11 protein-coding genes are annotated in these 13,213 nt (G+C 74.8%); 6 read left to right on the top strand and 5 right to left on the bottom strand.

Annotated elements, in window-relative coordinates:
• Positions 1-106: 106 nt before the first annotated feature.
• On the top strand, positions 107-817 hold the full coding sequence (locus ACFV8H_RS01685; protein WP_380396055.1) for a DUF3152 domain-containing protein: 711 nt from the start codon (positions 107-109) through the stop codon (positions 815-817).
• A gap of 168 nt (positions 818-985) precedes the next feature.
• Positions 986-1,906, top strand: a complete 921-nt coding sequence (locus ACFV8H_RS01680) for a glutaminase (protein WP_380396159.1) — start codon at positions 986-988, stop codon at positions 1,904-1,906.
• Between the two features lie 96 nt (positions 1,907-2,002).
• Here ACFV8H_RS01680 and ACFV8H_RS01675 read toward each other — a convergent pair whose 3' ends face one another.
• Positions 2,003-2,176: a hypothetical protein gene (locus ACFV8H_RS01675; RefSeq protein WP_375886011.1), complete on the bottom strand. Its 174-nt coding sequence runs from the start codon at positions 2,174-2,176 to the stop codon at positions 2,003-2,005.
• Between the two features lie 32 nt (positions 2,177-2,208).
• On the opposite strand from ACFV8H_RS01675, the gene ACFV8H_RS01670 reads away from it, so the two are divergent.
• A complete protein-coding gene (locus ACFV8H_RS01670; protein WP_380396054.1) occupies positions 2,209-3,672 on the top strand; it encodes a hypothetical protein in 1,464 nt (487 codons plus the stop codon).
• A gap of 54 nt (positions 3,673-3,726) precedes the next feature.
• Here the strand turns inward: ACFV8H_RS01670 and ACFV8H_RS01665 are convergent, their stop codons facing one another.
• Positions 3,727-4,788: a MerR family transcriptional regulator gene (locus tag ACFV8H_RS01665; RefSeq protein ID WP_380396053.1), complete on the bottom strand. Its 1,062-nt coding sequence runs from the start codon at positions 4,786-4,788 to the stop codon at positions 3,727-3,729.
• A 52-nt stretch (positions 4,789-4,840) separates the two neighbouring features.
• Positions 4,841-5,506, bottom strand: a complete 666-nt coding sequence (locus tag ACFV8H_RS01660; protein ID WP_380396052.1) for a HEAT repeat domain-containing protein — start codon at positions 5,504-5,506, stop codon at positions 4,841-4,843.
• A gap of 106 nt (positions 5,507-5,612) precedes the next feature.
• On the opposite strand from ACFV8H_RS01660, the gene ACFV8H_RS01655 reads away from it, so the two are divergent.
• Together ACFV8H_RS01655 and ACFV8H_RS01650 are read left to right on the top strand one after the other, a co-directional pair.
• The gene (locus ACFV8H_RS01655) at positions 5,613-7,007 is read left to right on the top strand and encodes a DUF2254 domain-containing protein (protein WP_380396051.1); all 1,395 of its coding nucleotides are present in this window, start codon (positions 5,613-5,615) and stop codon (positions 7,005-7,007) included.
• 394 nt (positions 7,008-7,401) lie between these two features.
• Positions 7,402-8,913 (top strand): protein kinase, encoded by a 1,512-nt coding sequence (locus tag ACFV8H_RS01650; protein WP_380396050.1) that lies wholly within the window; start codon positions 7,402-7,404, stop codon positions 8,911-8,913.
• Between the two features lie 61 nt (positions 8,914-8,974).
• Here ACFV8H_RS01650 and glmS read toward each other — a convergent pair whose 3' ends face one another.
• Positions 8,975-10,801 carry a glutamine--fructose-6-phosphate transaminase (isomerizing) gene (gene glmS / locus ACFV8H_RS01645; protein WP_380396049.1) on the bottom strand — a complete coding sequence of 609 codons (1,827 nt, stop codon included), beginning with the start codon at positions 10,799-10,801 and terminating at the stop codon, positions 8,975-8,977.
• Positions 10,802-10,839: 38 nt separating this feature from the next.
• The gene (locus ACFV8H_RS01640) at positions 10,840-11,115 is read right to left on the bottom strand and encodes a hypothetical protein (RefSeq protein WP_360237016.1); all 276 of its coding nucleotides are present in this window, start codon (positions 11,113-11,115) and stop codon (positions 10,840-10,842) included.
• A gap of 194 nt (positions 11,116-11,309) precedes the next feature.
• On the opposite strand from ACFV8H_RS01640, the gene asnB reads away from it, so the two are divergent.
• Positions 11,310-13,163: an asparagine synthase (glutamine-hydrolyzing) gene (asnB, locus tag ACFV8H_RS01635; RefSeq protein ID WP_380396048.1), complete on the top strand. Its 1,854-nt coding sequence runs from the start codon at positions 11,310-11,312 to the stop codon at positions 13,161-13,163.
• The last annotated feature ends 50 nt before the right edge of the window (positions 13,164-13,213 follow it).

Here is a 13,213-nt window from a genome sequence, read left to right as displayed (position 1 = left end):
TTTTGACCCCCCCCAGGACCCCCACCCCCACCATGCCCCACACCCCCCCCCCCCCCACCCCCCAAACCCGCCGCACGCACGCCGGGGGGGCGGCGGGCCGCGGCCGATGCGGGCGGCCGCGGCCCGCCCGCGCCGTTGGCGGCACTGGCGGCCCTGGCACGCCGCGCTCGCCCTGGCCCTGGTCGCGGCGGTGACCGCCGGCCTGCTGTGGTGGCAGCCCTGGCACAGCGGCGAGCCCGCGCCGCTGGCCTTCACCACCGCCCCCGGCGGCTCCGCCCGCTTCGGCACCGGGGAGCACCTGTACCGCTACAAGGTGCGGGTGGAGGACGGCATCGCGGAGAGTCCGGCGCAGTTCGCCGCCGAGGTGGACGCCGTCCTCGGCGACACCCGGCGCGGCTGGGCGGCCGGGGGCACCGCGTCCTTCCAGCGGATGGCCGCCGACCCGGTGGACTTCACGGTCTACCTGGCGACCCCGGGCTCCACCGACCGGATCTGCGGCCAGTACGGGCTGGACACCGGCGGCTGGGTCAACTGCGGCGTCCAGCACCAGGTAGTGATCAACCTCAAGCGGTGGACCGAGTTGTCCGAGTTCTACCGGAACCAACCGGAGCTGTACCACGCGCTGGCGATCAACCACGAGGTCGGGCACATCCTCGGCAACGGCCACGTCGACTGCCCGGGCCCGGGCGCCCCGGCGCCGGTGATGATGCAGCAGATCAAGGGCCTGCACGGCTGCGTCCCGAACGGCTGGCCGTACGCGGACTCCGGCACCCTGCTGACCGGCCCGCCGGTCCAGGCGCCGACCAACGCGCCGTAGCACCGGCCTCCCGGCACGCCACGCACCGCACCCCGCCTGGCGCACAGCACTCCCCCGAGCACGGATAATCACAGGTCGGACCGGGTGTCGCCGCACGGCGGCCCCCGGCCGGATCGTGTCCGTACCCGTCCGCGCGTGGAGTGAAGAACCTTGTTCGATGTGGAGAACCTGGACTACCCCGTCCTGCTGGCCGCCGCCGAGGCGGCCGCCCGGGCGACCACGGGCCGGGGCCACGTCGCCGACTACATCCCGGCCCTCGCCGAGGCCGACCCGGAGGCCTTCGGCATGGCCGTGGCCACCGTCGACGGCGAGCTGCACGGCGTCGGCGACTGGGAGCGGCCGTTCTCGATCCAGAGCGTCTCCAAGCTGTTCTCGCTCGCCCTCGCCCTCGCCTACAGCACCGACGGCGGCGAGGACCTCTGGCGGGGCGTCGGCCGGGAGCCCTCCGGCAACCCCTTCAACTCGCTGGTCCAACTGGAGACCGAGCACGGCATCCCGCGCAATCCGTTCATCAACGCGGGCGCCCTGGTGGTCACCGACCGCCTGCAGTCCCTGACCGGCGACGCCTCCGGCGCCGTACGGCAGTTCCTGCGCCGCGAGTCCGGCAACCGGGTGCTGGACACCGACCCGGTGGTCGCCGTCTCCGAGGCCGAGCACGGCCACCGCAACGCGGCGCTCGCCCACTTCATCGCCAGCCACGGCAATCTGCGGAACCCGGTCGACACCGTGCTGGACCACTACTACGCGCACTGCGCGATCGCCGCCAGCTGCCGCGACCTCGTGCTCGCCGGCGCCTTCCTCGCCCGCTACGGCGTCCGGACCGACGGCACCCGCCTGATGAGCCGCAGCGAGGCCAAGCGCCTCAACGCCGTCCTGCTCACGTGCGGCACCTACGACGCCGCCGGCGAGTTCGCCTTCCGTGTCGGCCTGCCCGGCAAGAGCGGCGTCGGCGGCGGCGTCCTCGCCATACTGCCCGGCCGCGCGGCCGTCTGCGCCTGGGGGCCCCGCCTCGACCAGGCCGGCAACTCGGTCGCCGCCGTGACCGCCCTGGACACCCTCACCACCCTCTCCGGCTGCTCGGTCTTCTGACCCGCACCACCACCGGCACCACCACCGGCACCACCGCCACCACCACCGACACCCCCCCGGTCCCACGGGCCGGACGGACGCTTGTGCGACAAAGTGTCAGTGGTCCATGCTGGCCGCATGAACCGCCACACGCACCTGAGCCGTCGACTCGACGTCGACCTCGGGCACGCGTGCTCGGCGATCTGTCACCGCGCGCTCTGACGCGGTGATCAGCCCGGCGCCCCCGGCGCCGTCGGGAACCCCCACCCGGGCGATCACGTGCACCACCACGCCGCCTACCCCTCCTCCCGACGGGAACTCCCATGCGCCTCGCGCTGCCCGCACTCGTGACCGCCGCCCTGCTGGCCCTCCCGGTCCCCGCCCTCGCGAACCCCGCCCTCGCGGTCCCCACCCCCGCCCACGCCGACAGCCCGTTCGGTCCGCTCCCGCCGCACAACCCGTACGCGGGGCCCGACGGCACCGCCACCATGCACGGCGACACCGGCTCCTCCGACGCCACCCCGCTGCCCGGCCCGAAGCCCGGCCCGCTCGACTCCGAGCGGGTGGCCCTCCAGTCCGCCTGCCCGACGGTGCTGGTCGGCTCGGACGGACGCCCGGTCGCGCTCTGCACCACGATCTTCGGCCTCGTCCCGACGGTCCACCTGCTCGACCCGGCCGACGGCGGTTCCGTCGCCGAACTCCCCATCGCCAAGGGCTCGTTGCTCGGCGGCGTGTACGCCTACCTGGACCAGGACGACCGCCTGGTCGTGGTGGACGGCAACCGCGACCTGCTGCGGATCGGCCACCACCGCACCGCCACCGGCGCCTGGGCGCTGACCGTGGACAGCCGGCTGTCGCTGGCCGGCGCCGTGCCCGAGGGCGACGCCGTGACCGGCCTGTCCCCGGACTGGCAGGGCCGGGTCTGGTTCGCCACCGGCGGCGGGGTCGTCGGCACCGCCGACGACCGTACCGGCACCGTCCGCACCCTCGCCCTCCCGGCCGGGGAGAAGGTCGCGAACTCCCTCTCCACCGCCCCGGCCGGCACGCTGGTGGCCACCACCCACGCCACCTACCTGCTGACCGCCGAGGCCGACGGCACTCCGCGCATCGCCTGGCGGCGGCCGTACGACCGCGGGCCGGGCCGCAAGCCCGGACAGCTCAGCTGGGGCACCGGCTCCACGCCGACCTTCTTCGGCCCGCGCACCGGCACCGACTACGTCACCGTCGTCGACAACGCCGCGCCGACCGTGCACCTGCTGGTCTACCGCACCGCCGACGGCTCCGAGGTCTGCTCCGTCCCCGTCCTCAGGGCGGGCGGCAGTGGCAGCGAGAACTCCCCGGTCGGCGCCGGGAACGCCGTCTTCGTCGCCAGCACCTACGGCTACCCGTACCCCAAGCTGCCCGCCGACGCCGGCCCGAGCGTGCCCGCCTCCGGCCGCTTCTCCGGCGGCCTCAGCCGGGTCGACGTCCGCTCCGACGGCTCCGGGTGCGACCTCGTCTGGGACACCACGGTGCGCTCCGCCGCCGTGCCGAGGCTGTCCACCGGCGACGGTCTGCTCCACACCGTGCTGCGCCGACCGGTCATCCCCGGCACCGACGCCACCTCGATCCTGGATCCCTACGACTACGCCGAGGTCGACCCCCGCACCGGCGCCGTCACCCGCACCCACTACCTCGGCGCGGGCTTCCTCTTCGACACGCTCCAGATGGTCGGCTCCATCGCCCCCGGCGGCGTGGTCTACCAGGGCACCACCACCGGCATCCTGCGGATCAGCAGCGCCGGCTGACCGGCCCACCGCCACCGACCGCCCACAGCCACTGCGCGGCCGCGCGGGAGTCCGCTACCACGCGCCGCGCAGCGTGAGCACGTACGCCGCCGTGAGCGCGACCACCCGGTCACCGTCCCGCGCCAGCCCGGCGAGCGCGCGCGTCGCCGTGCTCCCCGGGATGTCCGCGAGCGCCTGGGTCAGCCGCCGCCGGGCGGGCTCGTCGACCCCGTCCCGGGCCAGCCGCTCGACGAGCCGCCCGGCGATCCGGTCCGCCAGAACGGGATCACCGGCAGCACCGACACCGGCGTCACCGGCCCCGGCGTCACCGCCCCCGGCGCCTCCGTTCGCCAGCGCGGCCAGCGCGTCGGCCGCGTCGGCGTCGTTCCGCTCCTCGACGATCATGTCGATGAGCGTCGGGACGGCGTCGGCCACCCGCCTGGCCCCGAGCGCCAGCGCCGCGTACCCGCGGACCACCGGATCGGGGCCAGCCAGGGCGTCCCGCAGCAGTGCGGTCGCCGCGTCGGCCGGGATCTCGGCGAGGGACCGGACGGCGCGTTCCCGCACCTCGGCCGAGGGCGAGCCGAGGCCCGGCGCCAGCAGGGCCACCGCCGCCCCGCCGGCCCGTGCCAAGGCCCACCGCAGGGCCCCGGCGGCGTTCGGGTCCGACTCGGCCAGCACCGCCTCGGCCAGTGCCTCCAGGGGGACGGGGGCCTCCTCGACCGCCGCCAGGGCCGCGCGCTGCCGCGCCCCCGCGCTCCCCGACTCCAGCCCGCGCAGGAGCGCCACGGTCCGCAGGACGTCCTCCCAGCCGCCGGGCTCCGCCGCACCGATCCGGCGCAGCCGCGTCAGCAGCTCGGTCTCCGCCGCGATGCGCTCCAGCGTGCGGGCGACGAGGTCGTCGACCAGCCCCGAGGGTGCGAAGCCCGGGTCGTCGAGCGCCCGCCCGACGTCGTGCAGCGACAGGCCGAGCGAGCGCAGGCTCTCGATGTGGAAGATCCGCCGGATGTCCGCGTCGGAGTACTCCCGGTAGCCGGAGCCGGTACGGCCCGAGGGCCGCACCAGGCCGAGCGACTCGTAGTGCCTGAGCATCCGGGCACTGACCCCGGACCGCCGGGCGACTTCACCGATCAGCACCGCCCACACCGTCCAAACCGTCCACACCGTCCGCCACCGATCGACATCCCCGCTACCCGTCCCGTTCGGTCCCGAGGACGGCGATCCGCTTCGCCTCCTCGATCGCCGACTCGAAGCCGGCGTCCGGGTCGCGGCGCAGCGCCTCCGTGGCGAGCGCGTGGGCGCGCACCCGGGGGTCGGGGTCCGTCGTCGCGGCCGTCAGGACCGGCGCCACCGCCTCCCCGAGCGCGACCAGCGCCCGACTGAGGCTCAGCTGCGTCTCCCGGCCGCCGCGCCCGAGCTGCGCCGCCAACCCTACGGCCAGGGCGGGCCGCTCGTCCTCGGGCACCAGCACGACCGCGGCCCGCCAGGCGCTGCGGGCCACCTCCTCGTCGGGGTCGGACAGCAGCGCCGGGGTGACGGCCGGCCAGGCCCGCCGGTCCCCGATCTTGGACAGGGTGTGCAGCGCCTGGCTCCGTGCCTGGGCGCGCTCCGAGCGGACCTCGTCGAGCAGCGGCGGGACGGTCACCGCCGCCGGATGGCGGGTGAGCGCCCAGGTGAGCATCTCCCGCACCGGGAAGTCGGGCTCGACGGCGCAGCGCTCGACCAGCCCGTCGACGAACCCCGGGTCCGGGTTCGTCCCGACGGCCAGCGCGGCCCGCAGCCGCACCGACGGGTCGTCGTGCGCCAGCCCCTTCCACACCCGCATCGTGTTCTCGTCCTCGGTCGACGTCGTCATCGGGACCACCTCCTGGAGACCAGTGAAGGGCTTGTCACCGTGTCAAGGTCAAGCCGTACGGGCTGGGCGGACGCCGAGCCGGGAGGCCGCCGGGACCCTAGATTGGGTGGTCGAGGGGGTGTACCGGCGGGCCGGGCGTACGGAGGTGGGCGAGGTGATCCGCGGTGTCCACCTGGAGGCGCAGTGGCGGCGCGAGGCGCTGCGGACCAATCTGTGGGTCGTCCCGATCCTGGAGGTCGGGTTCGCCGCGGCCCTGTTCGCGGTCACGGTCTCGCTGGACCGGGGGGCGTACGACGGGACGCTGGGGCTGCCGTCCTGGGTGATCAGCGGGACGGCGGACTCGGCGCGGCAGGTCCTGGCGGCGATCGCGGCGGCGCTGATCACCGTGGTCGGCGTGGTGTTCTCGATCATGATCGTGACGCTCACGCTGGCCTCCACCCAGTTCGGGCCGCGCATGCTGCGCACCTTCATCCGGGACCGCACCACCCAGATGACCCTGGGCACCTTCGTCGGGACGTTCGTCTTCGCGATCCTCTCGCTGGTCGTCATCGGGCCCGGCCCGAGGGGCGACTTCGTCCCCCATCTGTCCATCACCGTGTGCATGGTGCTGGTCATGCTCGACCTCGCCGTACTGATCTTCTTCATCCACCACATCGCCACCTCCATCCAGCTGCCCCGGGTGATCGCGAGCATCGCGGCGGAGCTGTCGGAGGCGATCGAGGCGGGCGCGGGCGGGCCGGACCGGCCTGCCGGGGGCGGTGCGGGGCCGACGGCCGCGGAGCTGAACGTCCGGCTGGACACCTCGGGGGCGACGGTCCCGGCCCCCGCCAGCGGCTACCTCCAGTTCGTCCGGCACCGCACGCTCGTCCGGATGGCCGCGGAGCTCGACGCCGTCATCCGGCTGGACCACCGGCCGGGGCACTTCCTCGTCCAGGGCCACCCGCTGGCCACCGTCTGGCCGCCGGCGGCCGCGCCCGAGGTGGCCCGCAGCTTCGCCCGCGCCCACGTCGTCGGGTCGACCCGCACCCTCGCCCAGGACATCGCCTTCGCCGTCGACCAGTTGGTGGAGATCGCCATCCGGGCCCTGTCCACCGCGGTCAACGACACCTTCACCACCCTGACCTGCATCGACTGGCTGGGCGAGGGCCTGTGCCGGATCGCCGCCCGCTGGGACCCGAACCCCGTCCACCGCGACGAGGCCGGGTACGTCCGGGTGATGACCGTCCCGGTGAGCTACGAGCGGCTGGTCCAGCGGTCGTTCGAGAAGATCCGCCAGGCCGCCCCCGGGATGCCCGCCGTCCTGATCCGCCAGCTGGACGCGCTGGCCGAGATCATGGCGGAGACCCGGACCGAACAGCAGCGCCGGGTCCTGCTCGACCAGGCGGAGATGATCGAACGCCTGAACCGGGAGTCGGTCCCGGAGGCCGCCGACCGCGACGACGTCCGGCGGCGCTACCTCTCGGTCCTGGCGGCCTACGCCTGGGCCGGCCGCGCGAACTGACCCCCGCCCCGGGGCCCGGACGAGGCCCGTCCCAGGGCCCGCCCGGGGGCCCGGAACGGAAGCGCGGAACTCGGTAGCGCTACGTGGATATGACATGTACTCTGCGTATCGCTGGTTGAACACGCTGCGGGCCTGGTCGCCACTCCGTGGGGGGAGTCACGCCCAGGCCCGATCGCCGGCCCGGGGCCCGGTTGCGCTCGTGGGGGAGCGTCAGCCGGGCCCTTCGGTGGGTCCACGTCGTTATGCCCAGCCCGACGGTGTTTCAGTCATGACAACCCGTCGGTATCCCGAAGCATCACCAACTCCGCACCCCCGCCGCCCTCCCCCGCCGCCGGCCGAACTGGCTCTGCCAGACTGTGGCGGACGTGCAGGCCGAGGATCGGGGGAACCGACGGTGGCGGACAGCGGGGACGGCGGCACGGCCGTGACCTCGGCGGGGCGGCTGGTCGGCGGCCGGTACCGGCTGGCCCGGCGGCTCGGGGCGGGCGGTTTCGGCAGCGTCTGGCAGGCCCACGACGAGGTGCTCGGCGTGGACGTGGCCGTCAAGGAGGTCCGACTGCCGCCCGCCGCCTCGCCCGAGGAGCACTCCGAGCGCCTGCTGCGCGCCCAGCGGGAGGCCCGGCACGCGGCCCGGCTGCGCGACCACCCGAACGTCGTCGGCGTCCACGACGTGGTGGTCGACGACGGCGTCCCGTGGACGGTGATGCAGCTGATCGTCGGCCGGTCCCTGGAGGAGCGGATCGCCGGGGAGGGCCCGCTCCCGACCGCCGACACGGTGACGGTCGCCGAGGCCGTCCTCGCCGCGCTCGACGCCGCGCACCGGGCGGGGATCGTGCACCGCGACGTGAAGCCGGCGAACATCATGCTGGCCGACGACGGCGGCGTGCTGCTCGCCGACTTCGGGATCGCCGTGCAGCAGGACCAGACCGCCCTCACCGCCTCGGGCGCCTTCATCGGCTCGGTCGACTACCTCGCCCCCGAGCGCGCCCACGGCAGCCCCGCGGCCCCGGCAGGCGACCTGTTCTCGCTCGGTGCGACGCTCTACCAGGCCGCCGAGGGCCGACTGCCGTTCCGCCGGGACACCCCGGTCGCGACGCTCACCGCGGTGCTGTTCGAACAGGCGCCGCCGATGACCCTGGCCGGCCCGCTGGCCCCGCTGATCGACGGCCTGCTGGCGAAGGACCCGAACGCCCGCCTCACCGGGGCGCAGGCGGCCGCCCTGCTCGCCGAGCAGCGGCTGCGGCAACCGCAGCTGCCGCAGCCGCCGGCCCGGCCCGCGCACCCGCCGACCGCGCTCGCCACCCAACCGGTCACCCCGCCGACCCTCCCGGTCCGGCCGGCAGAACCGGGCCGGCCGGGAGAACCGGGCCGGCCCGCGGCGACCGGCCGGCGGGAGCGCCTGCTCGCGTCCGTCCTGGTGCCGGCCGGGCTGCTCGCCGTGTACGGCGTGTCGATGCTGCTCACCGGCGGCACCGTCAGCATCGCGGCCGGCGGGAACATGACCCCGCAGACGGTCGCCGCCATCAACCACGCGTCCGGGTCGGGCTTCCCGCTGTACTCCGCGCTCGGGCTCGCCGACACGGAACGGGCCCTCGGATTCATGTCCTGGGCGTGGCTGGTGCCCGCCCTGCTCGCCCTGGTCTGCGCGGCCGTCCTGCCGCACCGCCCGTACCCGGCCCTCCGGCTCCTCGGGCACCTCTGCGCCCTGCCGCTGCCCTGTGCTCTCGTCGTCGCGGACCTCACCGTGGGCCCCGACGACATCGCCCACAGGCTGCCGCCCACGGTGCAGGCGAACCTCACGCTGACCTTCGGGGCCGGCTGGTGGCTGCTGCACGCCGCCGCCGTGCTGACCCTGGCCGCCCTGATCGGGCAGCACGTCCGGACGGCGCGCCCGAACCGGGCCTGACGGCGGCCGGGCCCCGGTCGTCCGCACAACGACCGGGGCCCGGGGTTCGAACGCCTGACGGCTACTCCACCGTCACGCTCTTCGCCAGGTTCCGCGGCTTGTCCACGTCCCGGCCGAGGGCGACCGCCGCGTGGTAGGCGAGCAGCTGGAGCGGGATGTTGAGGAGCAGCGGGTCCAGCTCCGGCTCGCTCTTGGGGACCAGGATGCAGTGGTCGGCCAGCTTGTCCTCGGGCCGGCGGTGGGCGACCGCGATGACCCGGCCGGAGCGGGCCTTGATCTCGCCGAGGGTGGTGAGGTTCTTGTCGAGCAGCTCGTCGTCCGGGACGAGGGCCACGGTCGGCAGCTCGGGGCTGATCAGGGCCAGCGGCCCGTGCTTGAGCTCGCTCGCCGGGTAGGCCTCGGCGTGGACGTAGGAGATCTCCTTGAGCTTCTGCGCGCCCTCCCGGGCCACCGGGTAGCCGCGGACCCGGCCGATGAACATCATGCCGGCGGAGTCGGCGTACTCGGCCGCCAGCTTCGCGATCGCGTCGGACTGGTCGAGCACCTCGCGGATCTGGTCGGGCAGCGCCTGGAGGGCGGAGACGATCCGGCGGCCGTCGGCCGGCGAGAGGTCGTGGATCCGGCCGAAGTGCAGGGCGAGCAGGGCGAAGGCGACCACGGTGGAGGTGAAGGCCTTGGTGGAGGCGACGGACACCTCGGGCCCGGCGTGCAGGTAGATGCCGCCGTCGCACTCGCGGGCGATCGCGCTGCCCACGGTGTTCACGACGCCGAGGACGCGGCCGCCCTTGCGCTTGATCTCCTGGACGGCGGCCAGCGTGTCGTAGGTCTCGCCGGACTGGCTGACCGCGACGTACAGGGTGTCGGCCTCGATCACCGGGTTGCGGTAGCGGAACTCCGAGGCGGGCTCGCTGTGGGCGGGGATGCGGGACAGCTCCTCGATCAGCTGGGCGCCCATCTCGCCCGCGTAGTAGGCGGATCCGCAGCCGAGGATCTTCACCCGGCGGATCTCGCGCAGTTCGCGGGCGTCCAGGTTGAGGCCGCCGAGGTGGGCGGTGCTGAACCGCTCGTCGAGCCGGCCGCTGAGGGTGCGCTCGACGGAGGTGGGCTGCTCGTGGATCTCCTTGAGCAGGTAGTGGTCGTAGCCGCCGGTGTCGAAGGAGTCGATCTCCCAGTCGACGGTGGACGGCTGGCGATGGGTGGTGCGGGCGTCCGCGGTGAAGGTGCGGAAGCCGTCGGCGCGGACGGTGGCGAGCTCGCCGTCCTCCAGGTGCACCACCTGGCGGGTGTAGCGGACCAGGGCGGAGACGTCGGAGGCGGCGAACATCTCCTTCTCGCCGATGCCGAGCACGATCGGGCTGCCGTTGCGGGCGACCACGATGCGGTCGGGCTGCTCGGCGTCGAGCACCGCGATGCCGTAGGTGCCGACGACCCGGCCGAGCGCGGCGCGGACGGCGTCCTCCAGCTCGACGCCCTCGGCGGTGTGCGCGGCGATCAGGTGGGAGAGCACCTCGGTGTCGGTCTCGGAGCGGAAGACCGCGCCGTCGGCGGCGAGCTTGGCGCGCAGTTCGTCGGCGTTCTCGATGATGCCGTTGTGCACGACGGCGATCCGCTCGGCGTTGTCCAGGTGCGGGTGCGCGTTGGCGTCGCTGGGCACGCCGTGGGTGGCCCAGCGGGTGTGGCCGATTCCGGTGCCGCCCTTGAAGCGGGCCGGCACGGCGGCGGCGAGGTCGGCGACCCGGCCCTTCACCTTGCGGAGCTTGATGCCGCCGGTGCGCCCGGCGACGGCGACGCCGGCCGAGTCGTAGCCGCGGTACTCCAGCCGGGCCAGTCCTTCCAGCAGGAAGGGGGTCGCGTCCTTGGGGCCGATGTAGGCCACGATTCCGCACATGCGTGGACTCCTCCAGAAATAGCGAATGAACCCGGGGCTCAGCCGTAGACGATCCGGCGCAGCTGACGGGCCGAGAGCTCCGGCGCCGCGACGCGGCGGGCGGGCAGCTCCTCGGCGAGCCGGGCGAAGATCCGTTCGTTGGTGAGGCCGCGTGCCTGCAGCTCGCCGTGGCGGCGACGGACGTACTCCTCGGTGGTCTCGGAGAAGTACGCCAGCACCTCCGCCACGACCCGCGCCGCTTCCCGGGGCCCGAGCGGGCTGGTCCGGGAGAGGTGGGCGAGGAGGTCTTCGTGAGGGTGGGGTGAGCTCGGCACGAATGAGAACTCTAGGTCGCCCGGCGCGCCGAAGCCAAAGATCTTGCCCGAATTCGGGCAGGCTCGGCGACTTTCGGCCCGGGTAACCGCGCGGACCCCTGGCCGTCACCTTCCGGACAGGCTCTTGATGCCGCGCCGAGGGCGCCCGTAGCGTGACCCCCGCCACACGTACCCGAAGACCGGAGGGCTTGCTGATGTGCGGGATCACCGGATGGGTCGCCTTCGACCGCGACCTCACCGCCGAGCACGACGTCCTCGAGGCCATGACGGCCACCCAGGTCTGCCGCGGCCCGGACGCCGGCGGCGTCCACCTGGAGCCGCACGCCGCGCTCGGCCGCCGCCGCCCCGGCGCGGCCGACGCCGACGGCGGGGCGCGGCCGCTGTCCGTCGAGCACGACGGCCGCCCACTGGCCGTACTCGCCCTCACCGGCGAGGTCCACAACCAGCGCGAACTGCGCGCGGAACTGGAGGCGGCCGGCCACCGCTTCCGCACCCGGGACGCCGCCGAGGTCGTGCTGCTCGGCTACCTGGAGTGGGGAGAGGGCCTGGCCGAACGGCTCAACGGCGCGTACGCCTTCGCGATCTGGGACTCCCGGCACGAGGAGCTGCTGCTGGTCCGCGACCGGCTGGGCGTCAAACCGCTGCACTACCGCCCGACCCCGGACGGCGTGGTGTTCGGCTCCGGGGTCGGGGCGGTGCTGGCCCACCCCGCGGTCCGCGCGGTGGTCGACCTGGACGGGCTGCGCGAACTGCTCTCCCTCACCCGCACGCCCGGCACCACCCCGTACCGGGGCGTCCACGAGGTCCGGCCCGGGCACCTGGTCCGGGTGCGCCGCGGCGGCGTCACGGAGCGCCGCTACTGGGGGCTGGAGGCGCGCGAGCACGTCGACTCCCTGGAGTCCACGATCGCCACCGTCCGGGCCCTGCTGGAGGACATCGTCCACCGCCAGCTCGACTCGGACCTGCCGCTCTGCTCGCTGCTCTCCGGCGGCCTGGACTCCAGCGCCCTCACCGCCCTCGCCGCGGCGGCGCTGCGCCGGACGGGGGCCGGCCCGCTGCGCACCCTCGCGGTGGACTTCACCGGCCGGGACGAGGACCTCCACCCCGACCCGGCCCGCTCGACGCCGGACGGCCCGTACGCCCGGATGCTCGCCCGGCACGTCGGCGCCGAGCACGACGTGATCGCGCTGGACGCCGCCGAGCTCACCGAGCTGCGCCGCAGCCACGCCGTGCTGCGCGCCCGGGACCTCCCGGGCGGGCTCGCCGACCTGGACGCCGCCCTGCTGCTGCTCTTCCGCCGCGTCCGGGAGCGGGCCGCCGTCGCCCTGTCCGGCGAGGCCGCGGACGAGCTGTTCGGCGGCTACCCCTGGTTCCACGACCCGGCCGCGATCGCCGCCGACGACTTCCCCTGGGCCGCCCGGCTCGACGGCGGCCTGGCCGGCCCGGGCTCCGCCCCGCGCGAGCAGCTACTCGACGCCGACCTGGTGCGCAAGCTCGACCTGGCCGGCCACCGCCGCACCCAGTACCGGCAGGCGCTCGCCGAAGTCCCGCACCTGCCCTCGGCCGACCCGGTGGAACGGCGGATGCGCGAGGTCTCGTACCTCAACCTCACCCGCTTCTCCGGCGTGCTGCTCGACCGCAACGAGCGGATGAGCCGGGCCGGCGGGCTGGAGGTGCGGGTGCCGTTCTGCGACCACCGGCTGGTCCAGTACGTCTTCAACACGCCGTGGGCGATGAAGACCTTCGACGGGCAGCAGAAGAGCCTGCTGCGCGCCGCCGTCCGGGACCTGCTGCCGGCCGAGGTCGCCGACCGGGTCAAGAGCGCGTACCCGATCACCGCCGACCCTCGCTACCCGCAGCTGCTGCGCGCCGACCTCGCCCGGCTCGCCGCCGAACGGACCTCCCCGGCACTGGAACTGCTGGACCGGCGGCGGCTGGCCGACGCGCTCGCCCCCGACACCGACCCCGGGTCGGTGCGGCTGGGCGTCGACCTGGCGCTGGACCTCGACGTCTGGCTGACGGAGTACCGCGTGACGCTGGAGCTCTGACGCACCGTCCCCCCTCCCGAACGGCGGAACGCGCGCCCGGCCCGGGGGGG

This window comes from Kitasatospora sp. NPDC059827 (assembly GCF_042731675.1).
Lineage (GTDB): Bacteria > Actinomycetota > Actinomycetes > Streptomycetales > Streptomycetaceae > Kitasatospora.
The sequence above is the reverse complement of the archived record's forward strand: the minus strand, read 5'-3'. Positions and strand labels throughout refer to the sequence as shown.

Bases quoted from the DNA above. Each gene is read 5' to 3' on its own strand.
- ACFV8H_RS01660 (WP_380396052.1), bottom strand. From the start codon at position 5,506: ATGACGACGTCGACCGAGGACGAGAACACGATGCGGGTGTGGAAGGGG.
- glmS (WP_380396049.1), bottom strand. From the start codon at position 10,801: ATGTGCGGAATCGTGGCCTACATCGGCCCCAAGGACGCGACCCCCTTC.
- asnB (WP_380396048.1), top strand. From the start codon at position 11,310: ATGTGCGGGATCACCGGATGGGTCGCCTTCGACCGCGACCTCACCGCC.
- ACFV8H_RS01685 (WP_380396055.1), top strand. From the start codon at position 107: ATGCGGGCGGCCGCGGCCCGCCCGCGCCGTTGGCGGCACTGGCGGCCC.
- ACFV8H_RS01670 (WP_380396054.1), top strand. From the start codon at position 2,209: ATGCGCCTCGCGCTGCCCGCACTCGTGACCGCCGCCCTGCTGGCCCTC.